This is a genomic window from bacterium (assembly GCA_035505375.1).
Classification (GTDB): domain Bacteria; phylum Hydrothermota; class Tepidihabitantia; order Tepidihabitantales; family Tepidihabitantaceae; genus UBA2258.
On the sequence record DATJQV010000081.1, the window covers coordinates 111,927 to 136,706 of the forward strand.

Here is a 24,780-nt window from a genome sequence, read left to right on the forward strand (position 1 = left end):
TGATGTCAAGCAAGCCTGCCCGTGTGGATAAGTGGTTTGTAACCTGGGTACAAATCGCCGGCATTGTGCGGCGAGGCCGTGAATTTCCGGTTCGGCCCTGGTGGACAAGCGGTCAACAAGCCGTGACGATTCTGCCGACAACTTGACTCGCCCTGCCCCCGGTCTATAGTGATGTGGCCTTGAAACTGAAGAACCGACCGCTGGTATACGCCGTCGCAGCGTGGATCGTGCTATGCGCTGTCGGCAGAGCCCAGGTAGTTGCCGAGACTGTCGGCTTCACCATCAGAGACCGGCAAATGTATGGACCGGCGGTCCGCTACATCTGCTTCGACTCCCTTTCAGGGACGCATGCGGTCTGGAAAGACAGCTATGGCCTTGTCAGGTACAACTTCCGGCCGCGCACCGGCGGCTGGCGCTGGCCTGACGGAATCGTCGTCAATGCAGAGCCGCGCACACTGGGCTCAATGGACGTCAACATGGTCAGGCATACCGCCATGATTGCCGCCAGTCACCTCGACTCCAACGTGCATGTCCTGACCAGGCTGGTCGACTCAGCGCCGGGAGCCGGGACTTTCAGCGAAGATGAAGTCCGGGTCGACTGCCACTATCCGTTGATTGGCGCGAACCAGTACGGCACGCCGAAGTTCGCGGCCCTGAGCAATGACTCGCTCACCTTTCTGTCCATGCTATCGGTCGTGCCCTTCTTTCTCGGACACGTCGGTACGTTTCCGGCGTTCAACCTGGCCGGGTCGAAGCAGATCGGCCGCTACGGTTACATCTGGGCTGAAACCGAGGACCCGGACCGTGGAACGCTTTTCCTCTGTGAGACGCCGAACAACGGCCAGAACTGGTACGCGCCGTCGCGCCTGTCCGACTCGGTCCCTTCGCCGCTGTCGCGCTCCCTGCTCTCAGGATGCGGCACGTATGACTCGACCAATATCCACTTACTGGCCGACCTGTACGACGGCAGCGACGTCCTCCATTCGCAGATCTGGCACTACACCAAGTATCCCACGCCTACCTGGCGCCTTGTCCACGAATACGCGTGTCCGCCCGGCGCTCGGATCGGCGATGACGCACTCGCCGCCGACCGGCCCAGCATCGGGATGAACCGGGCCCTGGACGAGCTCTGTGCCGTGTGGGAGCAGTTCAACCCGGACAACGTTGACCCTTTGACCGGGCTCTGCCGCGCCGACATCTGGGCCGCCCGCACCGACATCGCGGCGACGCGCACGAATGCGGGCGACTACAACTGGGGCCCGCCCGTGCGTCTGACAGTACCGGACAGCACCAGCAAACGCTTCCCTTTCCTGAGTGAGGTCGTCAACGACACGCTGCACATCATCTACTTCGCCGACCGGGTTGCCGGGTTCTCAGAACTGGGCCAGGGCCCGCAGACTGTGAATCCCGTCATCTACCTTCGCGTGCCGGTCAACCTGTTGCCTTCCGGAGTATCGGAGAACAGGCCGATGACCGTGCGCCGGCTCGGGCTCGGTGCCTACCCCAACCCGTTCCGGGGAACCGTGACCATCCGCCTCTCCGACTCATCATTCATCGCTCATCACTCATCGCTTGTCCTGCGCGTCTTCGACGCCGCTGGCGGCGCAGTCCTGGAATCGCCAATCGCCAATCGCCATTCGCCATTCGCGCTTGACCTGCGGTCAATGCCGGCTGGCGTCTACTTCGTAACGGCTGGAGCAGGTCCCGACGTCCGGTCCTGCCGCATCGTGAAAACACCATGAGAAGCCGAGGGGAAAGGAGCCATGGCAAGGTCCGGAATTGGGACTTTCCACTTTCCGCTTTACCTTCCTGCTCGGCACTTCTGACTTCTGACATCCAGCTTCTGACACCTCACTTCGCCTGAGCCGCGGATTGACTGTCCGGCTATTCCTGCTATCCTCTGTGCGCATCTAACACCGCCAAGGAGGACAATTGGCTAGACATTGCGAGATTTGTGGTAAAGTCGGCATGGTCGGCTCGAACATCAGCCATGCCCATAACGTGACCAAGCGGACCTGGGAACCCAACCTGCAACGCGTACGGGCCAAGGTCGAGAACGAAAACAAGCGCATCTGGGTCTGCACGCGCTGCTTGCGCTCTGGCAAGGTCGCAAAGGCATGAGGGACGAGGGGCACCCAACCCCTAACCCCTCTTCTGAGGAGGTTTCTTGAAGTGTCTCATAACCGGGATTACCGGCTTTGCCGGCAGCCACCTGGCTGAGTATCTCCTCTCCCGGGGCGACTGCGAAGTGCACGGCACTATGCGCTGGCGCTCCCGGACCGAGAACGTCGTCCATCTCGGCAACCGGATTACGAACCATGTCTGCGACATGCGCGACGCGACATCGATGTACGAACTCGTGCGCGACGTGAGGCCGGATCGGATCTACCACCTCGCGGCGCAGAGCTTCGTGCCCATGTCCTGGGTGGCGCCGGCCGAAACGATGACCACGAATGTCATCGGCCAGACCAACATCTTCGAGGCGATCCGCGCGGTCGGCTGCCCGACCCGCGTGCAGATTGCCTGTTCCAGCGAAGAATACGGCTTGGTCCTGCCTGAAGAGACGCCGATAAAGGAATCCAACCCGCTTCGCCCCCTGTCGCCGTACGCTGTCAGCAAAGTCGCCCAGGACCTGATGGGCTACCAGTACCACCAGAGCTACGGCATGCACATTATCCGCACGCGAGGATTCAACCACACCGGCCCGCGTCGCGGCGACGTCTTTGTCACTTCCAACTTCGCCAAGCAGATTGTCGACATCGAGCGCGGCAAACAAGAGCCGGTGATTCACGTCGGCAACCTGAACGCGGTCCGCGACTTCACCGATGTCCGCGATACGGTAGTCGGTTACTACCTCGCACTGGAAAAGGGCAAGCCCGGCGACGTCTACAACGTGGCGACCGGCAAAGGCTACAAGATACGCGAGATGCTCGATATCCTGCTTAGCTTCTCCAAGGTCAAGATTGAGACCCGGCCCGATCCCAAGCGAATGAGGCCGAGCGACGTCGAACTCCTGCTCGGCGACGCGACCAAGCTCCGCACAGAGACCGGATGGGAGCCAAAGTACAAGTTCGAGCAGACCATGAAAGACCTGCTCGACTATTGGCGAAGCCGCTAGCCCAGAAGTCCGGATAGTGCAGAAGTCAGAAATCAGAAACCAGAAGTCAGAAAGTCCGAAAACCCTGCATTCTAGTTTCTGCATTCTGATTCCTGGTTTGTCTGTCTCCTCTGCATGAGCCGCATACTGGTCACCGGCATCGAAGGTTTCGTGGGCGGACACCTGGCCCGTCACCTCACCTCAGCCGGTCACACGGTCATCGGTCTCCACTGGGCCGATACGCAGCCCGGCCTCCCGGCTGAGCTTCACCGCGGAGACATCTGCGACTTTGACGGCACCCGATCCCTGCTTGAGGCAACCCGGCCGGACGGCATCATCCACCTTGCCGGCCTCAGTTCCGTAGCCCTGTCCGAATCACACCAGATGACAACCTACGAGGTCAACGCGCTGGGTACGCTCAAGCTCCTCGAAGCAGTCCGCCAGCTCCAGCTCAAGTGCCGCGTCGTCCTCATCTCCTCCGCCGATGTCTACGGCCGTTCCAACGTGGGCCGTCCCCTGAGCGAGGACCTGCCATCGCTGCCGCTCAGCCCCTATGCCCTCAGCAAGCACATGACCAGCGAGGCCGGCCTGTTCTACCACCGGGCGTTCGGACTCGATGTCGTGATTCTCAGGCCGTTCAGCCATACCGGCCCGGGCCAGGCCACGACCTTTGTCTTCCCCAAGGTAGCGAACGCCATCGCCCAGGTTGAGCACGGCAAGCGGGAGCCAGTCATCGAGATGGGCGACCTGAGCATCAGACGCGACTACACCGACGTCCGGGACGTGGTCCGGGCCTATCTCCTCGCCCTCGAACGCTGCACGGCCGGCGAGACTTACAACGTCACGTCCGGCAAGCCGCTGGTAATCAAAGAAGGCGTGGATTACCTGTGCGGCCTTGCACGAGTACCAGTGCAGGTCAAGAGTTCGGCGGCAAAGTTCCGGCCGCACGATATCCCTCTCCTGACCGGCGACCCCTCCAAGTTCGCCGCCGCGACCGGCTGGAAGCCCGAGATCCCCTTCACCCAGACGCTGTCCGACCTCCTCGACTATTACCGCTCCGTGTAGGACACAAGTCCTAAGTCCTAATGACGAAGGACTAATCAACGCGGGAACACACAAGTCCCAGCCCGAGTCTGGCCGCAGGTCATTTCCACATTGGTCATTAGTTAGGAATTGGGAATTGGCAATTAGTCATTCCTCCGCATCATGAAGCTCTCCATTGTGGTCGTCACTTGGAACTCCGCTCCCGACATCGAGTCCTGCCTCGACTCCATCCATTTCGGCTCTGAGTTCGAGGTCATCGTCGTAGACAATGCCTCCAGCGATGCTACCCGAGAGAAACTTGGCCGGTATCACCACCTGAAGCTGGTCGCGAGCACGCGAAATGTCGGCTACGCCAGCGCCAACAACCAGGGCCTCAAACTCGCGACCGGAGAATACGTGCTGCTGCTCAACCCGGACACGCGAATCGAGCTCGGAGCCCTGGACGCGCTGTCCCTATACCTCGACGAGCATCCTCAGGTCGGAGCGGTCGCCCCGCGACTCGTCAGTCCTGACGGCACGACCCAGTTCTCAATCCGCTCTTTCCCGACCGCGGTGTCGCTCTTCTGGGAACTCATCGGCCTCGCGCGCCTGTTCCCGAAGAGCCACCTCTTCGGCCGCTGGAAGATGAAGTACTTCGACTACGACCAAACTTCGGAAGTCGAGCAGCCCATGGCCTCCTGTCTGATGCTTCGCAAGACCGTCCTCGATTCTCTGCCCCCAAGTCATTCGTCCCTCGTCCCTAGTCCCTCGTCCCCAGTCCCTCGCGTGATGGACGAACGCTTCCCGATTTTCTACAACGACGTCGACCTGTCCAAACGCATGGCCGACGCCGGCTGGAAGACGGTCTACGTTGCCGACGCGCGCGTGGTCCACCGCCACGGAGCGAGCACCAGACAGGTGCGAGTGAAGATGATACCCGAATCGCACCGCTCCGCTTTCCGCTACCTGCGCAAGCACGACCATTCCGGCCTCTTCTGGCTCAAAGCTGTCGTCCTCCTCCCGCTTCTCGAAATCACCAGTCTCCTGCGCGTCATCGCCTATCGCTTGTCCCGACGCACTCCGTAGCCGCCCTCCGGGGACAGTCTCTTCGTCATGCCCGGCTTCGGCCTGCGCGCGACCACTCAACTGCAGCGCTCCACGCATCCGCCAAAGCTCACATCAAAGCTCCCTTGAAAGCTCGTCAGAAAGCTTGTTTCAGAGCTCGCTGGAAAGTGTCGCAGAATGCTTACTCGAAAGCTCACTGCATCGCTTCTTCCATCGCTCACTTCAAAGCTCGTCACATCGCATCGCGCATCGCTCGTCTCAAAGCTCAGCGCATTGCTTCTCACATCGCTTGCCGCAAAGCTCAGTCGGAAGCTCGCATCAAAGCTCCTTTGGAAGCTCAACTCAAAGCTAGCCTCAAAGCTTCTTTCATGGCTTCTTCGAACGCTCATTCGAAGGCTAGTCCCCAGGCGACCCCTATATGCGGATTCTCCGCGACCCGACTGTGCCTAATCGACCGAGGATAATTGAGTTACGCTCGGTTGGCGAATATCACTAAACCCTCAGTTCTTTTGCTCTCTCGGTGAACCCGGAATCCACGCGTTCATCGTTCCACATCCCCGGTCTTGACCTTCGGCTCTTAGCCTCAGCCTTCTGACTTCGCCCCCGTCGTCGCGTCCCAAGTCTTTCCCGTTCTGTGAGTTCTGCATTCTGGTCTCTGCATTCTGACTTCTGCGTTGTCCGAGTTTCTCCATCCCCTAGACGGTTGGGGGAGTCCTTGCCCCCTATCCGGCCCTCATTCCTGCGGCCGGCCCAGCCCCGGAAACGGCAGCCGTTCAGGCCGCTGCAACGGCAACCGCTCCGGCCCCATGCTCGGCCCTCGCACCAGCCTCCAGTACTCGAACCCCAACAGCACCTGGCCCCGGCACTGCACCTGCACCCTGACCTGCACCCGGTCCTCGTATCGCTACGGCTACCGGCCCTGCTGCCGCAACGGCTCTTGTACCTGCGCCCGTAACAGCGGTTGCTCCCGGCCCCGAAACAGCGTCCGTTCCGGCCCGCGTTCCCGCACTCGTAACGGCCGCCGTTCCTGCTCCTGCAACAGCATCCAGCCCTGCGCCAGACCCCGCTTTCAATCGTCCCGCCGCGTGACCACTCGACCACTCGACCACTTGACCGCTGTCCCTTGCTTGACTTTGACCGCCCTGAACCTAAGATTCCGAACTCGATTTGGCGTACCCCAGGAGCGGTGAAATGGCCAGAACGAAGAACACTCAGCAGAAGAACGGCAACGGCGCGAACGTAGGATTCGAGGCCCAACTCTGGCAGGCTGCGGACAAGCTCCGCGGCGTGATGGATGCAGCCGAGTACAAGCACGTCGCGCTCGGCCTGATATTCCTCAAGCACATCTCCGACGTGTTCGTCGAGCGCCACTCCGAACTGGAGCGCGAGACCGCCAACCCCAAGAGCGACTGGTACGCCAAGGATGCGAGCAGGTATCGGCTACACAAGCGGAACCCGTCAACATGCTTACCGCTGAGGGTCTGAAGCGTCCGGGGTTCCTGATGCCACCAGCAGACTTCGTTGACAGGTTCGACTGTGAGGCCGTGCCCACGTTCGGTCTGATGACATGGACGACGAGATTCCGCTGACCATTGATGAAGTGCAGCGCAGCCCGGGGTTGCTGCTGGCGATTAGGCGGCGGGTTGACCGCAAGCGCGTTAGAGGGCGGGACGATTGCGTGGCCGAACGGCGCGGACATCGTGCCGGAAACTCTCTACGAGAAAGTCGCGGCGGCCACGGCTGGACAGACGCTCATCGCCCGAGACATGCCAAAGTCCGGCGAGGCTGACAAGAGAGGCCGAACCGACCGCCCGCAGTGACGTTCTGTTGACTGCGTCAGGCCGCGACCTATAATCGGGCAAAAGGAGTACCCATGAAGTCTCTTCCGTTGCTGCTCGTGCTCGTTGCACTGTCGGCCGGCCCTGCGCTCGCCGACTTGAAGACCGAGACCGTTACCCGCGCGTCAATGGTCGCCGGTATGGGGTCGACCGAGATCAATTCGGTGACCCAGTATCAGGGCGATAAGCGCTCCGACGACCACACCATGAAGATGGTCGGTGGCGTCATGGGCGCGCTCGCCGGGAAGCCGCAGTCGAGCGTCGAGATCACGCGGCTCGACAAGGGCGTGGTGTGGGACGTGAACCAGCCGCAGAAGACCTACACCGAGCGGCCCATCACCGCGCTGACCGGCCAGGAAGTCAAGGGCGGAACAAAGAGCGGCCCGGCGCAGAAGCCCTACAAGATCGTGAAGTCGGACATCAAGGTAACCAAGACCGGCGCGACCAAGACCATCAACGGCTTCGCCTGCACGGAGTATCTCATCACCTGGGAAGTGGTGCTGGAAGACACGGCGTCAAAGAGCCAGACCACACAGGTGATGACGACCGACCTGTGGAACACGCCATTGACCGACCAGTTGAAGCAGGCCCGCGACATCGAGAACGCGTTCGGCCAGGAGTATGCACAGAAGCTCGGCCTCGGCCTGTCACCCGAGGAAAGCAACCAACTCGGTGCCAGCATGCTGACCTCGATGTACGGGCTCGACTCCAAGGAGACGGCGGACAAGCTCGAGGAAGTCGGCAAGGAGATGGCCAAAGTCGAGGGCTACCCGATTGTCACCGATGTGAAGTGGCAAATGAAAGGCGACACAACCGCGAGGAAGACTGAAGCGCAGGCCCAGCCGGAAGAGCCGCCGACCAGTCTGGGCGGCCTGCTGGCGAACAAGCTCGCCCCGAAGCCGTCGTCCAACCCGCAGGATGCAGGCGTAATGTTCTCATCACACCACGAGGTGAAATCGGTTTCGCTGGACGCGGTCCCGGCAACGGCCTTCGAAGTCCCGGCCGACTATAAGAAGGTAGACGCGAAGCACTAGGAGTCTGTTCGACGCAGGGGCCGGCTGCTAGAGACTAGCGGCCGGCCTCAAGCTTGAAGGACGAAGGGCGGAACGACAAACTCGAATGACGAAGCACGAATGACGATTGAAGTCAGAATACCGAATGACTGAGAAACGGCAGCGTTGGCGGGTGCATCACTAGGATCAAGCTTCGCCGGGAGGGGCTTTGCGGTCTATGGTGACCTCCATCGCGTTCAAGTGCCACTCCTGCATTCGAGGATTCGAGCTTCGGACTTTGGCTGTGGCTACAGCCGTTCCGACATGAGGCTGACGACCGCTTCCAGCATCTCTTGGTCGTCCGGGCCGAACGCGTTCGGTTGGTCTGAGTCGATGTCAATCTCGCCCCAGAACGCGCCGCCTTTGAGTATCGGCACGACGATTTCCGAGCGGGTTTCGAGCGAGCAGGCAAGGTAGCGGGCGTCGACCGCGACATCGGGCACGACTTCGGTCTTCTTTGATACCGCCGCCGCGCCGCAGACGCCCGTACCGACCGGTATCCGAGTGTGCTCCGTGGGCCTGCCCAGAAAGGGACCCAGCACCAGTTCCTTACCCTCAAGCCGGTAGACGCCGACCCAGTTGTAGTTCGGGAAACTCCTGCGCAGGCTCGTGACCACGCGCGACTGCATGTCCTCGGGCCCTTTGGCCCCGAGTACGATTCCCTTCAACTCATCGAACTGCGCCTGGTATTTCACGATTCTCTCGCCTGCTCCGTCAATCTTGAATCCACAATCAGAAATCTAGAATGCCTTGTGTTTCCCGTCCTTCATTATCGCCTTGCCGTCGCCGTAGACCGTAAACCCTTTGCGCGTGTCGCAAACCATGTCCCAGTGCAGAGAGGACTTGTTGCGCCCGCCGCTTTCGGGCAAAGAAGCGCCCACGGCGATGTGCATGGTACCGCCGATCTTCTCGTCGAAGAGCGTGTTCTTGGTAAACCGCTTGATGGAGTAGTTGGTGCCGAAGGCAAGCTCTCCGACGTAACGCGCCCCGGCGTCGGAGTCGAGCATCGCCAGCAGGTACTGCTCGCCCTTGTCCGCCTTCGCTTCGACCACCTTTCCCGCCTTGAAGGTGAGCCGCACGTTCTCGACCTCGCGACCGCCGTGGATGGCCGGGAACGTGTAACGGATTCTCCCCTCGGCCGAGTTCTCGACCGGACCGGTGAAGACTTCACCGTCCGGGAAATTCTCGTGCCCGTCGCAGTTTATCCACTTCCGGCCGGCCACGTTGAATGACAGGTCGGTGTCCGGCCCGACGATCCGAATAGTCTTCAGAGTGTTGAGGAAACGCGCGAGCTTGGCTTGCGCCCGGGATACCTTCTGCCACTCGGACACCGGGTCTTTCTTATCCAGCTTGCCTGCCCGGTACACGAAGTCCTCGTATTCGGTCAGGGACATCTCCGCGTCCTGGGCTGAGGAGTCGTTCGGGAACATGGTTCCGCACCACTTCAGGCTTCCCGCACCGATGCGCTTGAGATAGCGGTCGAATTGCTTCTTGCGCGCGGCTTGCGCAACGGCCATCTTCTTCGGGTCCACGCCGGACAGCTCCTTTGAGTTCCAGGCTGCCCAGATGGAAAGGCTCGCATCGATCCGGTCCGTCTCCAGTTCAGACGTCGGCGAGATGAACTTGAGCTGGTCGTCCGCGGCATGTGTGTAGAAATCGTAGGCCAGGCGCGGCAGGCCGATTCTCGTCATCGGGTTACCGCCCGCTTTGAGCACCTCGATGTACGCGGCCCGTATCAGGTCCTGCGCGACCGCGTTTCCCTCGATTCTTACCCAGTCGCCCTTCTTGACGTATATGCTGTAATTGACCAGGACCTTGGCCAGCTTCTCGACTCTTGAATCAGACATAGCTCACCTCCGTAGTTCAGACTCGGACAAACCAGAATTCAGAATCCAGAGACCAGAATGCAGAATTGCCGGACTTTCTGATTTCTGGCTTCTGGTATCTGACTTCTGCATTAACCGACCGTGAACTTCCCGCCTTCGTACACGAGCTTTCCGTCCGCGTACACTCGTCCCTGCTTCATGTCCTTGATCATGTCCCAGTGTATCGCGGAGCGGTTCCGGCTGCCGGTCTCAGGGTAGCCGGCGCCGACCGCCATGTGAATGGTCCCGCCGATCTTCTCGTCGAACAGGATGTTCTTCGTCGCGCGGGTGATGCCGTAGTTCAGACCGAACGCGAACTCGCCGAGGAAGCGCGAGCCGGCATCGGTATCGAGCGCGGACTGCAGCATCTTGTCGCCCCGCTCTGCTTGCGCCGCCGCAACTTTGCCTGCCTTGAATTCGAGCTGTATGTTCTCTACCGGCTGGCCGGAGAAGAGCGTCGGAACGTCGAACCGGACCCGGCCTTCGACTGAATCCTCGACCGGACCGGTGAAGACCTCGCCTGACGGGAAGTTGGCCTTGCCGTCCGAGTTCACCCATTTGCGGCCGGCAACCGACGCGGTGAGGTCCGTGCCCGGCCCCTCGACTCGCATGGTCTTCACGCTGTTGAGGAAATCGGCGTGCGCCTGCTGCTGTCGGGAGAGTTCCTGCCAGGCGGCAATCGGGTCTTCAAGGTCGGCAAAGCAGGCACGGAAGACGAAATCCTCGTAGTCCGCGAGCGACAACCCCGCCTCTTGGGCGCTGGCGTTGGTCGGATACTGGGTCAGGCAGGTCTTCAACTCGCCGACTGCCTTGCGGGCCATCATTCGTTCCATCAGCGGACGCCGTGCCTGACGTCCCAGCGTGAGCCGCGACGGGTCAACGCCAGCCAGGGCCATGACGTTGTCGTCCCCACGGATTGCCAGCCGGGCATTCAGTCGCTCCAGTTCCTGAATCTCGTACTCCGGCACGAACTTTACCTGGTCATCGTTTCCGTGCCGATACAGCATCTCATCCAGTTCCGGATGCAGGGTGCGGACTATCGGCAGAGCGCCAAGTTCCAGCGCCTCGCGATACACTTCTCGGGCGAGCGGGAAGCCGGGTACCGACGTGAGGATCAGGAACGTCTCGCGCGGCTTCAGGTTAAGGCTGTACCGCGCCATCGTCCGTGCCATTCTAAGCACGCGCACGTCATTCATGGCACGTTCCTCCGGCCTGGTCCAATGGTCATTGAATCCTCATCCAACTTTCCTGCCGCGGGTCAGGAAGAACCCGGCGATGCTGGCAACCGTTATGAGTACTCCGACGGCGAACAGCAGGTGGCGAGTCGAGAAGAAGTTGGTCAACTGGCCGGTGACCAACGCGGTGATCGCGAATGACAGATGCAGCAGCCACTCGCGCGTGGAGAATATCCTGCCGCGCGCCGCTTCCGGCACGGACTCGTGCAGCAGGGTATCCATACCGATGTACACCGGCGACATGGCAAGCCCGGCGATGAACGCCAGCGGCGCGACCGGAGCGAAGGTCTTCGAAACCGCGAGTCCCACTGCCACGAGCCCGAGCACCAGGAACGAACACAACATGACGATGTGTTTCTTCAGCCGGTGACCGAGCACACCATAGCCCATGGACGATACCACCAGTCCGACCGCACCGATGGCCGCGACGAACCCGACGCCTTTGGTCCCCAGCCCCAGTCCCGCGCCGAGTTCCTTCGTTCCCTGGATAATCGGGATGTAGAGCACGAATACTGCCGCACCGATTATCACGAGCATGAAGACCGAGCAGTAGACGAAGAAGACCGACGGCGAACTCCGCACCAGGCTCAGTGCTTCGCGGACTTCGTGCAGCATCCGCGCCTGCTGGGTGACGAACATCTTGACCTCGGTCACGTCGCGCCGGCCCCGTCCACCCGGCTGCCAGGTATGAGTGAGACGCCGGAAGATGATGAGCAGAGCAATGACCGAGACCAGGTACGAGGACGAATCGATGTAGAATCCCGCGCTCCACGTCGGCTTGATGCCGAGGTGCTGCCACCAGGCCCAATCGACAATCAGCCCGCCGACAAGCATACCGAGGAAGGTGGCAATCCGCCCGACGACGCTCATGAAGGAGTTGGCGCCGAGCAGGTTCTCTTTGCCCACCAGGTTCGGGATGATAGACAGGCGGGACGTGTTGAAAAAGAGCCCGAACAGGAAGACCATGAACGCGACCGCATAGACGAGATAGAGGTTCGACGTCGCCAGTGCCACCATTGGTATCGCCAACACCAGGATGGTCCGCGCCGAGTCGCAGAGAATCATCACCTTGCGGCGGTCCCAGCGGTCCACCAGGATACCGGCCAGCGGTCCGAACAGGATGACCGGGAGCGCGACAATCACCGACAAATAGGAGATTGCGCGCGAGCTTGCCCATCCGTACTTTGTCGAGAAGAAAGCGATCATGGCGAGCAGCGCCATGTAGTCGAGCTTGTCGCCGAACAGGGACACGGCCTGGGACCACGAAAAGATCTGGAACTCGGCGTTATTCAGTACCGACCAGAGCTGGTTCTTCCCTTTGGTGCGGGCCGCCGTCGCGACCGTCTCGGCGATCTCCGATTCGGCGCTGAAGATCTCGGAGTGCTGATCAAGCGAATCCGAGGGTGGAACCGGTGTCAGTCGTTCTTCCTCGTCGCCCACGTCAGTTCCTTCTCCGGCCGTAACGAGGCACCGGGTATTCACGCACCAGCTCCTCGTAGAACCCGTCAACCCGCTCCGCCAGTTTGGGCCATGAGAAGTCCTGTGCTCGCGACAGGCCATTCTCTCCGAACCGACGTGCCGCCTCGCGGTCAAGCAGGACCTTCACAATCGCTTTGGCGAGGGCTGAAGGATCGCAGGGCGGGACCATCAGGCCCTCGCGGCCATCGGTCATGACCGAGCGATAGCCGTCGATGTCTGACGCCACGACCGGCTTCCCGGTCGCCATCGCCTCAAGCAGGACGATGCCGAAACTCTCCTGACCGGTCGCCGGTGAGCAGTAGACGTCGCAACTGGCGTAGTACGTCGGCCTTTCCTCGTTCTTGACCAGTCCGGCCCAGCGCACGTGCTGCTGCACCTCGGCGGGCAGATATGACTTGTAGGAATACCCGAGCAGGCCGGTGCCGACGACGACCAGTTCGACGTTCGGGACGTGCCTGACGATTTCGGGCATCGCTGACAGCAGGTGCTTGAGCCCTTTGCGTGGCTCGAACCGGCCGACAAACAGGATGCGCGGACGGCCGTCGTCCAGCCCAGGCACGCGGTCGGCGTCAGGCCGAAAGAAGGTCAGGTCGATACCGTTGGGTATGATTTGGTAGGGCCCCGGAAAATACTTGTAGCACGACAGTCGCGCGGTTTCGGACACGGCAATCAGGCCCTGGACGGCGTTGAAATAGGGCATCAGTTCGGTCCGGAACAGCGCGTACCCCAGACTCTGTTCATGACCGGCGTGGAATGTAACGACGTTGACCACGCGCGACGCCTGTATTGCCGCAATCGGCAGGGTCGGCGCCAGCGAGCCGTGCACGTGGACGATCTCGAAACGCTCCTCCTCGAAGTAGCGCCGGATCTTTGCCACGGGCTGCCAGTCGACCGTTACCCGGGCAAAAGACTTGTTCGTCCGGACCACCAGGCCGTAGCCGATGCGCTTCACCTGGTCCTCGTCCGGCGTCGAGTCCATGACTTCCATCATGCGCCCGCCGACGCGGGCAGTAAGAACCTTGACCACGTGGCCGCGCTTGCGCAGTTCGGTAGCCAGGAAATGGACGTGCTCCGCTATTCCTCCGACGTACGGATAGTAGTTGTCCGAGACCATGCAGATCTTCACGGGGTACACCCCGTGAAGGAACTTGAGTGACTAGGCCCGAATGACGAATGAGAGACCTGGCGGATGCCGTGACTCTTTCGCGATTCGCCATTCGCCATTCGTCATTTCCGCCTGTTGTACGCCTCGACGCCCGCGGCCAGAATCTTCATCGCCCGGTCGAGGTCCAGGCAGTTGAGCACGTAGGCGATTCTGACCTCGTCCTTGCCCTTGCCCGGCGTCGCGTAGAACCCGTCGGCCGGCGCGACCATCACGGTCTCGCCGTCGAGCTGGAACTCGTTGAGCATGAAAGAGGCGAACTCCTGGCCGTCGCGAATCGGCAGCTTGGCGACCACGTAGAACGCGCCCCGCGGTTTCACGCAGAGCGCTCCCGGTATTTTCGCTATCGCCGCGCAAACGACGTCGCGGCGGCATTGATACTCCTGCCGCATCTCCTTGAAGTAACTCTCCGGCACGTCCACCGCCGCCATCGCGGCGAGCTGGTCCACGGTCGGCGGACACAGCCGGGCCTGACCGAACTTGAGCCCGGCGGCGATGATGTCCTTGTTCCGGCTGACAAGACAACCAACCCGCGCGCCGCAGGCGCTGTAGCGCTTGGACACGCTGTCCACCAGAATCGCCCGGTCTTCGATGCCGGCGAGGTTCATCACGCTCGTATGCTGCGTATCCTCGTCGTAGATGAACTCGCGGTAGGCCTCGTCACCAATCAGGTAGAGGCCGTGGTCGCGACAGAACCCCGCGAGCATCTCGAGCTCCTGACGGAGGTAAACCGCGCCGGTCGGATTGCCCGGGCTGGAGTAAATCACGGCCCGGGTCTTCTTGGTGAGCACCTTCTCGAATTCATCCCTGCCCGGCAGGGCGAAGCCGGTCTCCGCGAGGCAGGTGACCGGGGCAAGCTTGAGCGAGGCGGTCGCGGCAAAGCCCGCGTAGTTGGTGTAGAACGGCTCGGGCACGATGACTTCTTCCCCCGGGTCGGCGACCGCGTCGAACGCGAATGATATGGCCTCACTGCCGCCGGTGGCAACCAGGATGTCGGCGCGCTCGACTTTGATGCCCACGCTGTGGTAGTAACGGACAAGCGCGTCCTGGTACTCTTTCAAGCCTTGCGACGGCCCGTAAGACAGCACCTTGATGTCGACGTTGCGGTAGCCGTTCATCATCTCGACCGGCGTCTCGATATCCGGCTGCCCGATGTTAAGATGGTAGACCTTGATGCCGCGCGCCTTGGCTTTGTCCGCCAGCGGCACCAGCCTCCGTATCGGCGACGCGGGCATCTCGATAGCGCGCTTTGAAAGCCTGACCTCGGTCATCTCGACTCCTCTCGTCTACGCTTTGCGCCCGACGCGTCAAGCGTTGAGCGTCTGGCGCACTGCTTCTTCTGACAGCGGCCCGACCGCGCCGCAGTATTCGAACTCACCGGCCAGCAGCTCATCCAGCAGGTTCTCGACGTCCGAACGAGTCAACCGGTTATATGCCTCCACCGTCTCATCGACGGTCACGACCCGGCCCAGCAACTGCCAGGCCCGGGCCAGGCGCATCATCCGCGTGCTCGTGCTTTCGAGCGACAGCAGCACCGAGCTCTTGGTCATGTTACGCGCCCGCTCGAATTCCTCGTCGGTCAGCCGGTCGCGGCGCAGCCGCGCGAGTTCCTCGCGCATGACTGCCACGCACCGCGCCAGCTTCCGATGGTCGGTAACGAGGTAGACCCCGAGCAGTCCCGCATCCGAATACTGCTCGGCAAAACTGCCAACCGAATATACCAGAGCTTCCTGTTCGCGCAAGCGCTGAAACAGCCGCGACGATACGCCGCCGCCCAGCGCCATGTTCAGCACGGCCAGCGCGTGCCGGCGCGGGTCGGCATAGAAGAGCGCCGGCTTGGCCAGACACAGGTACACCTGGGAAAGCTCGTTCTTCGTCTCCGCGAGGACGCTGGGTTGCGTCCTCGCGACCGCCGTCCTTGCCGGCGGCCGGCAGTCCTGCCGGGTATCAAGCAGCGTCGCGAGCGAATCAGCCAGCCGCTCGTGCTCGACATCGCCCACGGCCACGGCCACGCCGCAGGCCGGTCCGTAGCAGCTCGAGTACCGGACGTGCAGGTCCTCATCCGTCAGCCCGTTGACCGAATCGATGGTGCCCAGAATCTGCCGGCCCATACCGTGGTCGCCGTAGAGCGCGCGGAAGAGCAGGTTAAGGGCAACGGAATCCGGGTCCTCCTGACTGGTGCGGATTTCTTCGGAGATGACCTCTTTCTCCTTGGCCAGTTCCTCGGCGCGGAAGGCAGGGCCGTTCACGGTCCCGGCCATCAGGTCGGTAACCGGTCCGAACTGGTCTCCGGGAAACCGGCCGTAGAAGCAGGTCGACTCCTTGTCGGTGAATGCGTTCAATTCGGCGCCGTGCGACTCGGCCGCGATATTGATGGCAATCACGTCCCTGTCCTTGGTGCCACGGAAGACCATGTGCTCGATCATGTGCGCGATGCCGCCCTTGCCGGGCGGGTCGTCACGGCCGCCGGTCAGGAAATTGAGACCGAGGGCTACCGACCGGATCTGCGGCAGCCGCTCGGAAATCACAACCAGGCCGGAAGGCAGCGTCGTGGTCCGGATTCCGTCACTCATATCGTTGTGCTGTGTCATGTGGAAGTATCAAGGACGAGACACAAGAGACAAAGCAAGTGAGAAAAGCCCGAAGTCCAATCTGCCGGCCGAGTTACTTTGTCCTTTCCCATTTGCTTGATCCTTTGTCATTACGACTTTGTCCTTTCCTAGAGAAGCAGGAGTCGAATCGCCGGTGCGGCTCGACCCCTGCCCTTACAGTCTCTCTGACTAACGTCGCGGCCCGCGCCGGTCGTGCCGGTCGCCACCGCCACGGAATGGCGGTCCGCCGCGCCGCGGCGGCCGTGCAGCGATACCCGAGTCGTCGGAGGGCGGTATCTCGCCGCGCTCCTCCATCGCCTTACGCCGCGACAGGTTCACGCGGCCCATGTCGTCGATCTCCACGACCTTGACCCATACCTTGTCGCCCTCGTGCACCGCGTCCTCGACCCGGTTGTACCGCTCCGGCCCGAGCTGGGAGATATGGACCAGCCCTTCCTTGCCGGGCAGCACCTCAACGAACGCGCCGAAGTTCATCAGCCGGGTCACGGTCCCCTCATACAACTTGCCGACCTCGACTTCTTCCACCAGCGACTCGACCCACGCCTTGGCCGCGTTCAGCGAGTCGACCTTGTTGGAAGCGATAGTCACCGTGCCGTCGTCCTCGATGTCGATGGTCGCGCCGGTCTCCTCGGTGATCTTCCGTATCATCTTGCCGCCGGGCCCGATGACCGTACCGATCTTTTCCTTGTCAATCACGATAGAGACGATGCGCGGCGCGTACTTCGAAAGGTCGGCGCGCGGCTTGTCGATGGTCTTGTCCATGATGTCGAGCACATGGAACCGTGCGGTCGTCGCTTTCCTGATGCCCTCGGCGAGCACGCTGTAAGGCACGCCCGGCAGTTTCAGGTCAAGCTGGATCGCGGTGATGCCCTTACGGGTACCCGCAACCTTGAAGTCCATGTAACCGTAGTGGTCCTCGTCACCCATGATGTCGGTGACGATCCGGTACTTCGCGCCCTTGGCGATGTCGCCGTCGGTAATCAGGCCCATCGCCATGCCGGCGACAGCGGCCTTCACCGGCACGCCCGCGTCCATCAGCGACAGCGAGCCGGCGCACACCGACGCCATCGAAGAACTGCCGTTCGATTCGAGAATGTCCGAGACAATCCGCACCGTGTACGGGAAGTTCTCATCTCTCGGGATGACCGCTTCGAGCCCGCGCTCGGCCAGGTCGCCGTGGCCGATCTCCCGGCGGCCGGGGCCGCGCAGGAACTTCACTTCGCCGACCGAGAACGGCGGGAAGTTGTAGTGGAGCATGTACGACTTCCGCTCCTCCACTTCCAACTCGACGTCATCGATGACCTGCTCGTCCTGCCTGGTGCCGAGCGTGGTCGCGGCGAGCGACTGGGTCTGACCGCGGGTGAACAAGGCCGAACCGTGCGCCCGTGGAAGTACCCCGACCGCGCAGTCAATCTGCCTGACCTCGGTCTCATTGCGGCCGTCGAGCCGTACGCCGGTATCAAGCACCCGGCGCCGCATATCCTCGCCGAACATCTCGTCCAGCGTTTCCTTAATCATCTTGTCCGAACCCGGGAACTTCTCGGCCAGCCCGGCGATGACCGTCCGCTGCAGGGCACTCCGGGCATTGCCGCGGGAGAGCTTGTCCACGATATCGTTCGCCGCCTTCACCCCGTCGGCCGCAGCTTTGCGAATCGCGGCCTCGAGCTCCGGCGGAACGTTCGGCTTGTCGTTTACGAGCTTCGGCTTGCCCACGAGCGCCCGCAGCTCGTTCTGCAGGTCAATCGTCTGCTTGATGACCGGCTGGGCCAGTTCCCAGCCCTTGTCGATGTCCTCGGGCGACACCTCGCGGGCCTGTCCGGCAATGGTCATGACCTGGTCGCCGATGCCGACGTACAGCATCCACATCTCGGCCTCGGGTTCCTTAGTCATCGGCGGGTTCAGCACGAACTCGCCGTTGATCTTGCCGACCCGGCACGCGCCAATCGGCCCCTGGAACGGGATATCCGATATGTGCAGTGCGCACGACGCCGCAATCAGTCCGAGGAACTCGCTCTCATTCTCAAGGTCGGTCGAAAGCAGATACTCGACGATCTGCGTGTCGGCCCGGAAGTTGGCCGGGAAGAGCGGCCGGATGGGCCGGTCGATCAGCCGGCAGGTGAGAGTTTCCTTGTCGCGGGGCTTGCCCTCGCGCTTAAAGAACCCGCCCGGAATCTTGCCCGCGGCATAGGCCAACACGCGGTAGTCCACGATGAGCGGGAAATAGTCCAGGTACTCCTTGGGCGGCTCCTTGGCATAGACCGCGCTGGCGAGGATAACGGTATCGCCATAGCGGGCGAGCAGGCCGCCGTCCGACTGGCGGGCGACACGACCGTGCTCAAATGACAGTGTGCGTCCGCACACTTCCTTCTCGACTCTTTGCATCCTAACCCCTCAACTTCAGCTCAGCCACGATCTTCTCGTAGCGAGGCTTGTGATGCTTGTTGAGATAATCAAGATGGCGGCGCCGCTCGTTCACGAGCTTAATGAGCCCGCGGCGCGAGTGCTTGTCCTTCTTATGAATTTTCAGGTGCTCGGTCAACATCCCGATTCGCTCGGTTAAGATAGCGACCTGCACCTCAGGAGACCCGGTGTCCTTCTCGTGGAGCTTGTGGGCCTCGATTAGCTTGTCTTTGGTTTCTTTCGTCAAAGGCATTTCTTCGTTCCTCCAGTGATTAGCGTCCAAACAATAGCCGATTCACAGGCAAAGTCAAATCACAAACCGGCGACGGGCACGAACATGGCCTGTGCCGCGCCAAGGTTGGGACTGTCCCGCACTGAGTTCGACGCAAGCGCTGGGGACACATCCGCGACGCGTTCCTCGCGTCGCTACGTGGACCTGTCGGCCTCCCCCGGACACTTCTGACTTCTGACATCCAGCTTCCAGCTTCTGACTTCGTCCGGGTCCCTACTGACGTCTGTCCCTCATTTTCCCGAGCCGTTCTGGACGGCGGGAGCATCCACCGCTCTTTCGCGCTTCGCCCTGCCTGTCCCCACCAGAATCGCCCTGCAAATCCCGCCGGAAATCACCCTCAGAATCCCTCCGCGAATCACCCCGAACGTCGCCCTGCAAAACCCTGTCAGAGTCGCCGCGGAGACGCTCCTGCAGATGCTCCTGCAAATCACTGGGACAATCCCGGTCGAGGTCACGAGGCGAACCGCCCTGAGAACCCCGGCCAGAGTCGGACGGAGAGTCCCCATCGCTGTCGCCCTGCGAACCACCCCCCGAACCGTCCCGGGAACGGTTCCCAGGGCAATTCCCGAGGCCCGGCCTTCGGCGTCATTCTCAAGCTAATACTAGCTGTACCAATGAGTTATGCGCAGACAGAAAGAAAATGGGTCCCCACTTGTGGATGACGACGGACGAGAGCTAAGTGGTACCTATTGAATCTCGGCGGGCCATGCGCGGCGGACAGCCGAGCAGACGCGGTCGAGGTCCTCGTCGGTCAGCGACGAGCCGCTGGGAAGGCAGAGACCGCTCTCGAACAGCCGTCCCGACACGGCTCCGCCCCGGACTCGATAGTCCTTGAACACGGGCTGCAGGTGCATCGGCTTCCAGAGCGGGCGGGCCTCGATGTTCTCCGCTTCGAGCGACTGAAGAAGACCGAGGACCGATGACCGTGGACCGGCAGGACTCGTCTCCGGCGTTCCGTTCCCTGTCCTCTGTCTCTTGTCTCCCGTCTCCCGTCCTCCCATCGTCAGGCATGTCAGCCAGCGGGTGCAGCGGCCGTATGGCGCTTCGGGTATCCACCCGATACCCGGCAGATCGCCCAGTGCGTGCCGGTAATACTCGAAGTTACGCCTGCGGGCGGCAATCCGCTCGGGCAGGACTTTCAACTGCCCTCTGCCGATGGCCGCGAGGATGTTGCTTATCCGGTAGTTGAAGCCGATCTCGGTATGCTGGTAGTATGGGGCCTTGTCTCTCGCCTGTGTGGCGAGAAATCGGGCCTTGTCGGTGATTGACTTGTCATGCGACACCAGCATCCCGCCGCCCGCGGTCGTGATGATCTTGTTCCCATTGAAGGAGAACGCCGCCATCCTGCCGAACGAACCTGCCGAACGGACGTTCTTCGTTTCTCGTCCATCGTTCGTACTTCCCCAGTAGGTCGCGCCGAGGGCCTCGGCCGCGTCCTCAATCAGGGGCACACCGAATTCATCGCAGGCCCGGACAATCGGTCCATAGTCTGCGCTCTGTCCGTAAAGGTCAACCACAACAACCGCCCGTGGCAGTTTCCCCCGCTCCGCGCGGGCGGCAAGCTCTTCGCGCAGCAGGCCCGGGTCCATGTTCCAGCTTCGCTCGTCGCAGTCGATAAACACCGGGACCCCGCCTTCGTAGGCGATTGCGTTGGCGCTGGCGGCGAAGGTGAACGTGGAACAGACCACATCTTCACCCCGCTGCAGTCCGACAATACGAAGGGCGAGATGCAGTGCCGCGGTTCCGGACGACAGCGCCGTCGCGTGCGGAACGCCGACCACGTCGCTGAACTCCCGCTCGAATGCGTCCACGTGCGGCCCGAGCGGCGCCACCCAGTTCGTCTCGAACGCATCCCGGATGAGCTCCAGCTCGCGGCCCGACATGTGGGGCGGTGACAGGTAGACGCGTTTCACGACTATCTTATCATCCCGACGCAGGGCCTTCCGTCAAGACCTGCGCTGATGTTCACCGGCCGCCGGACGTCGCCGCGCGACGATAGCCCACAGCGTCAGAAAGAGGATCTTCACGTCCGTGCCGAACGTACGCTCGCGGACATAGATAAGCTGCAGACGTATCTTCTCCGGCCTTATTTTCTCAAGATAGGCCCGCTCCGGGTCCTCGCTGCCGGCCAGAACCGCACCTTCATCCACGTCCCACAGCGTTGCCCAGTCGGTTATCCCCGGACGCACGGTGAGGATCGACCGCTCCTCACCGGTGAACATGGCCGTGTATTGCGGGACCTCGGGCCTAGGCCCGACCAGACTCATGTCCCCGACCAGGACATTCATGAGCTCCGGCAGCTCATCCAGCTTGTACTTCCGGAGGAACCGGCCGATCGGCGTAATCCGGGGGTCGTCGTCCGCGGTCGCGGACACCCCGGTCTTCTCCGCATCAACCACCATCGTCCTGAATTTGAGTACGCGAAACTGCTTGCCGTTCAGCCCGGTCCGGACTCCGCGATAGAAGACCGGCCCCCTGTCGCCCAGCTTGACCACGAGGGCGAGAACGCCGAGCAGCGGCGAGAGCACGACCAGCCCGAAGAACGCGCAGACGACGTCGAACATCCTCTTCAGCACGTCAGACTCGGGAATTCACGGCCAGGACAGAGGAATACGGAGAGCGGAAACAGCTCATCCGTTCCGCGGCGGCTTGGTCCAGGCGCGGTAGCGACCCGCCCCCGGCCATGGCTCGCGTCCTCTCTGAACCGGCGTGGCGCCGAGCAGCAACCTCAATCCGCCCCAGAGTGTGCCCAGTCCGTACGAGACATGGTAGGCAAGAAACAGCGGCGGCAGAAGAGCCAGGAGCCTGCGGCCGTAACGACCGGACTGCCTAACCGAGGCGAGGATCGCGAGTGCAAGGTACGGCGCAATTATCACGGCAATAGCTATCCAGCCCGAACGGACAATGACCCCAATGCCGACGACGACGAGGAGACCAAGGACGAAGAGACCCGGTATTGCATGCCTCAAGGCAAAGGCATAGGGAGCGACATGCCACATCCACGGGTTCCACTTGCCCGTGGCGAATGCCTGCTCGAACAGGCCGCTGAGCCTCGCCTGGTTGTAGTATTCGGCCTTTATCGCCGGATTCAGCCAGACCCGCTTGCCCGCTGCCGACAAGCGACGGTTGAACTCATAGTCCTGGTTCCGTGTAAGGCGCTCGTCGAACAGCCCGACATCATCGAACACGCTCCGGCGGAAGCAGCCGAACGGCACCGTATCGGCCGGGCCCTCTTCTCCGCCGACGCGGAACCGCGCCCCGCCCACTCCGAAGCCGCTCGTTGAGATCGCCTGCACCAGCCGCGCTCCGTCCGACTCGTCGCGGGTCAGGGTGATACAGACCCCGCCCGTATTGTCGGCGTCGGTCCGTCTCGCGGTGTCGACGCAGCGGCGCAGATAGTCGGGAGGGTATGTCGAGTGGGCGTCGAGCCGAACCAGCCAGTGACCGCGCGCGACCCGGATTGCGACGTTCAGCGCCTTAGGCACTATCCTGTCCGGATTGTCGATCAGACGAACCGAAGCGTGACGCCGGGCGAAGTCACCGACTATCTGCCGAGTCCCGTCCTCGCTCATTCCGTCCACGACGAGAATCTCGACCTGCGCCATCGGGAAGTCCTGGGCCAGCACGCTCGACAGACTCCGTTCGATGAAACCGACCTCGTTCCGAACCGGCATTGCGACTGACACGAGCAGCGATTCAGCGCTTGCCACCTAGTCTCAGCCTCCGTTCCGCGGTAACACTGTACTTCCCGGCTAGTGTCACCACCGCACTCGACGGGTCGGGCTCATGTCGCGCGGCAGGAAATGACGTCAGTTCTTGTAGCCATAGCACTCAAGCCAGGTGTCGAGGATCAGCGGACGGAAGACGCTCGCGTCCTTTCTGTCGACGTGCTCCCGGAGTGCCTCTCTGCGCACGTAGGGGTCAATCGCCAGCTGTCTCGAGTCCAGCCACACCCGCAGCCGGCCGCCGAGTTGGTCAACCCAGGAGGTGAACGTGCCGCCGAACCCGAGTTTTGTCCGACGTCGCAGGACGACATCCGGAATCAAGTCCTTGAGCGCAATCCGCATCACCCGCTTGGCCCGTGCCCCGAACAGCTTGTGCTCCAGCGGCAGGCCGACGGCGAGTTCCACCAGCCGATGGTCGAGCAGCGGCACGCGCGCCTCGATGGAGTGGGCCATCGCGTTCTTGTCGTCGTAGCGGAGCAGTATCGGACAGCTGTACTTCATCAGGTCCATTATCTGCTGGCGTCTCACGCTGCCCCAGGGCCGGGCGACATCACGCCCGGCATGCTCCTGTCTGAACTCGGGCTGAAGCAGGTGGCTGACCCCGCTGCGGATTGCGGCCGGCACATAGCCGTAGCGGCGCGCATCGACGAGGCTGATGAGGTGCGACCCGCCGTTGAACAGGCCTATCCCGAGCGCGGCCAGCAGGCTGCCGAGTTGGCGCCGTCGCCACATCTCGAACAGCGAGTAGTAGTAGTACTTGGCGTATCCGCAGAGAATCTCGTCTCCGCCCTGGCCGTTCAGCACTACGCGCAGGCCGGCCCGGTGGATCGTGCGCATGAGCAGCCACTCGGCGGAGATGGGCGGGCCGCCGAACGGCTCTTCCTGGGACCGCACAACCTGCGGCAGCTCGGTCCAGAAATCGTCCGGCGTAACCACCAGGGGAACGATGTCCGCGTTGCGGGAACTGGCGACTGCCTCCGCGTATCGCCATTCGTCCATTTGCGGGTCTTCGTACCGGACCGTGAAAGTGCCCATCCGCCTCGGCGTCATGCCCGACGCGACGCCGACCACGGCCGAGGAGTCCATGCCGCCGCTGAGCAGACATCCGACCGTGACATCGGCACGCATCTGCAGCCGAACTGCGTCGGTAATGACGTCCCGGAACCGCTCCACGCTGTCCTGGAGCGAACAGCTCGGCCCGGCCTGTTCGGTCAACTTCCAGTACTCCTTGCTGCGGAGTCCGCGCTGGTCGATGGTGAGGACCGAAGCCGCCGGCAGTCGTCTGATCCCCTTGAAGAAGGTATCGTCGGTGTGATCCAGACGGCCGGCCGCCAGGAAATCATATACCAGTTCGGTCGCGGGATCCGGCCGGCGCGGCAGAACCGCGAGGATACTCCTGATCTCCGAGGCGAAGATGAACTCGCTGCCGCTGAGGTGATAGTAGAACGGCTTCACGCCGAGCCGGTCTCGCGCGCATACCAACTGGCGGGACCGGGCGTCCCAGACGGCGAACGCGAAGATGCCGTTCAGCCGCGGCAGGCATCCGGTGCCCCACTCCAGGTAGGAATGCAGCAGGACCTCGGTGTCGCTCGTGGATCTGAACGAGTGGCCCAGCGTCTCGAGTTCCTGACGCAGTTCCACGTAGTTGTAAATCTCGCCGTTGTATACCAGCGTGCAGCCGCCGTCGCTCATTGGCTGGTGCCCGGCCGATGACAGGTCGATGATTGCCAGCCGTCGAGCGGCAAGGCCGAGGTCGGCGTTGTCGCCGTCCTCACTCTGTCGTGCGTGAAGCGGTTGCGAGGCGCCGTTCCGCGACTGGATCAGGACCGCCCCCGCGTCGTCCGGTCCGCGGTGGCTGATCAACTCGGACATGCGCGTGATTTCGGAGACCGACACGTGGCCCGCCTGCCGCCATATTCCGACGATTCCGCACAT

General features: G+C 62.1%; 21 protein-coding genes and 1 pseudogene. 8 read left to right on the forward strand and 14 right to left on the reverse strand.

Annotation, left to right across the window (positions count from 1 at the left end; all coding sequences use genetic code 11):
- Positions 1–179: 179 nt before the first annotated feature.
- From VMH22_13560 to VMH22_13580, 5 genes are all read left to right on the forward strand, one after another.
- Entirely contained in the window at positions 180–1,742 is a 1,563-nt protein-coding gene (locus VMH22_13560) for a T9SS type A sorting domain-containing protein (protein ID HTW92714.1), read from the forward strand.
- Positions 1,743–1,932: 190 nt separating this feature from the next.
- On the forward strand, positions 1,933–2,121 hold the full coding sequence (gene rpmB, locus VMH22_13565; protein ID HTW92715.1) for a 50S ribosomal protein L28: 189 nt from the start codon (positions 1,933–1,935) through the stop codon (positions 2,119–2,121).
- Positions 2,122–2,167: 46 nt separating this feature from the next.
- Positions 2,168–3,118, forward strand: coding sequence for a GDP-mannose 4,6-dehydratase (locus VMH22_13570; GenBank protein HTW92716.1), 951 nt, complete (start codon positions 2,168–2,170; stop codon positions 3,116–3,118).
- Positions 3,119–3,232: 114 nt separating this feature from the next.
- Positions 3,233–4,162, forward strand: coding sequence for a GDP-mannose 4,6-dehydratase (locus VMH22_13575; protein HTW92717.1), 930 nt, complete (start codon positions 3,233–3,235; stop codon positions 4,160–4,162).
- Between the two features lie 141 nt (positions 4,163–4,303).
- Complete coding sequence (locus tag VMH22_13580; protein HTW92718.1) at positions 4,304–5,206, forward strand: glycosyltransferase family 2 protein; 903 nt, start codon at positions 4,304–4,306, stop codon at positions 5,204–5,206.
- Between the two features lie 712 nt (positions 5,207–5,918).
- On the opposite strand, the gene VMH22_13585 is transcribed toward VMH22_13580, so the two are convergent.
- Positions 5,919–6,074: a hypothetical protein gene (locus VMH22_13585; GenBank protein ID HTW92719.1), complete on the reverse strand. Its 156-nt coding sequence runs from the start codon at positions 6,072–6,074 to the stop codon at positions 5,919–5,921.
- A 302-nt stretch (positions 6,075–6,376) separates the two neighbouring features.
- Here VMH22_13585 and VMH22_13590 point away from each other — a divergent pair.
- The 3 genes and pseudogenes from VMH22_13590 to VMH22_13600 all read left to right on the forward strand — a co-directional run bounded on the left by VMH22_13590 (position 6,377) and on the right by VMH22_13600 (position 8,057).
- Positions 6,377–6,601: pseudogene (locus tag VMH22_13590) on the forward strand (type I restriction-modification system subunit M N-terminal domain-containing protein).
- Positions 6,602–6,780: 179 nt separating this feature from the next.
- Entirely contained in the window at positions 6,781–7,005 is a 225-nt protein-coding gene (locus VMH22_13595; protein HTW92720.1) for a hypothetical protein, read from the forward strand.
- A gap of 53 nt (positions 7,006–7,058) precedes the next feature.
- Complete coding sequence (locus tag VMH22_13600; GenBank protein ID HTW92721.1) at positions 7,059–8,057, forward strand: hypothetical protein; 999 nt, start codon at positions 7,059–7,061, stop codon at positions 8,055–8,057.
- Between the two features lie 266 nt (positions 8,058–8,323).
- Here VMH22_13600 and VMH22_13605 read toward each other — a convergent pair whose 3' ends face one another.
- From VMH22_13605 to asnB, 13 genes are all read right to left on the reverse strand, one after another.
- Positions 8,324–8,770 (reverse strand): GAF domain-containing protein, encoded by a 447-nt coding sequence (locus VMH22_13605; protein HTW92722.1) that lies wholly within the window; start codon positions 8,768–8,770, stop codon positions 8,324–8,326.
- Positions 8,771–8,815: 45 nt separating this feature from the next.
- Complete coding sequence (locus tag VMH22_13610; GenBank protein HTW92723.1) at positions 8,816–9,922, reverse strand: aminopeptidase; 1,107 nt, start codon at positions 9,920–9,922, stop codon at positions 8,816–8,818.
- Positions 9,923–10,032: 110 nt separating this feature from the next.
- The gene (locus tag VMH22_13615; protein ID HTW92724.1) at positions 10,033–11,136 is read right to left on the reverse strand and encodes an aminopeptidase; all 1,104 of its coding nucleotides are present in this window, start codon (positions 11,134–11,136) and stop codon (positions 10,033–10,035) included.
- Between the two features lie 39 nt (positions 11,137–11,175).
- On the reverse strand, positions 11,176–12,657 hold the full coding sequence (locus VMH22_13620; protein ID HTW92725.1) for an MFS transporter: 1,482 nt from the start codon (positions 12,655–12,657) through the stop codon (positions 11,176–11,178).
- Complete coding sequence (locus tag VMH22_13625) at positions 12,617–13,780, reverse strand: glycosyltransferase family 4 protein (GenBank protein ID HTW92726.1); 1,164 nt, start codon at positions 13,778–13,780, stop codon at positions 12,617–12,619. The genes VMH22_13620 and VMH22_13625 overlap by 41 nt, the downstream gene beginning before the upstream one ends.
- A gap of 101 nt (positions 13,781–13,881) precedes the next feature.
- Positions 13,882–15,087, reverse strand: coding sequence for a pyridoxal phosphate-dependent aminotransferase (locus tag VMH22_13630; GenBank protein ID HTW92727.1), 1,206 nt, complete (start codon positions 15,085–15,087; stop codon positions 13,882–13,884).
- A gap of 36 nt (positions 15,088–15,123) precedes the next feature.
- A complete protein-coding gene (locus tag VMH22_13635; protein HTW92728.1) occupies positions 15,124–16,407 on the reverse strand; it encodes a pitrilysin family protein in 1,284 nt (427 codons plus the stop codon).
- A gap of 189 nt (positions 16,408–16,596) precedes the next feature.
- A complete protein-coding gene (locus VMH22_13640) occupies positions 16,597–18,810 on the reverse strand; it encodes a polyribonucleotide nucleotidyltransferase (GenBank protein HTW92729.1) in 2,214 nt (737 codons plus the stop codon).
- Between the two features lies 1 nt (position 18,811).
- The gene (rpsO, locus tag VMH22_13645) at positions 18,812–19,081 is read right to left on the reverse strand and encodes a 30S ribosomal protein S15 (protein ID HTW92730.1); all 270 of its coding nucleotides are present in this window, start codon (positions 19,079–19,081) and stop codon (positions 18,812–18,814) included.
- A 725-nt stretch (positions 19,082–19,806) separates the two neighbouring features.
- Positions 19,807–21,003, reverse strand: coding sequence for a DegT/DnrJ/EryC1/StrS family aminotransferase (locus VMH22_13650; protein HTW92731.1), 1,197 nt, complete (start codon positions 21,001–21,003; stop codon positions 19,807–19,809).
- Between the two features lie 63 nt (positions 21,004–21,066).
- Positions 21,067–21,696, reverse strand: a complete 630-nt coding sequence (locus tag VMH22_13655) for a sugar transferase (protein HTW92732.1) — start codon at positions 21,694–21,696, stop codon at positions 21,067–21,069.
- Positions 21,697–21,750: 54 nt separating this feature from the next.
- On the reverse strand, positions 21,751–22,830 hold the full coding sequence (locus VMH22_13660; protein HTW92733.1) for a glycosyltransferase family 2 protein: 1,080 nt from the start codon (positions 22,828–22,830) through the stop codon (positions 21,751–21,753).
- Positions 22,831–22,929: 99 nt separating this feature from the next.
- The gene (gene asnB, locus VMH22_13665) at positions 22,930–24,780 is read right to left on the reverse strand and encodes an asparagine synthase (glutamine-hydrolyzing) (protein ID HTW92734.1); all 1,851 of its coding nucleotides are present in this window, start codon (positions 24,778–24,780) and stop codon (positions 22,930–22,932) included.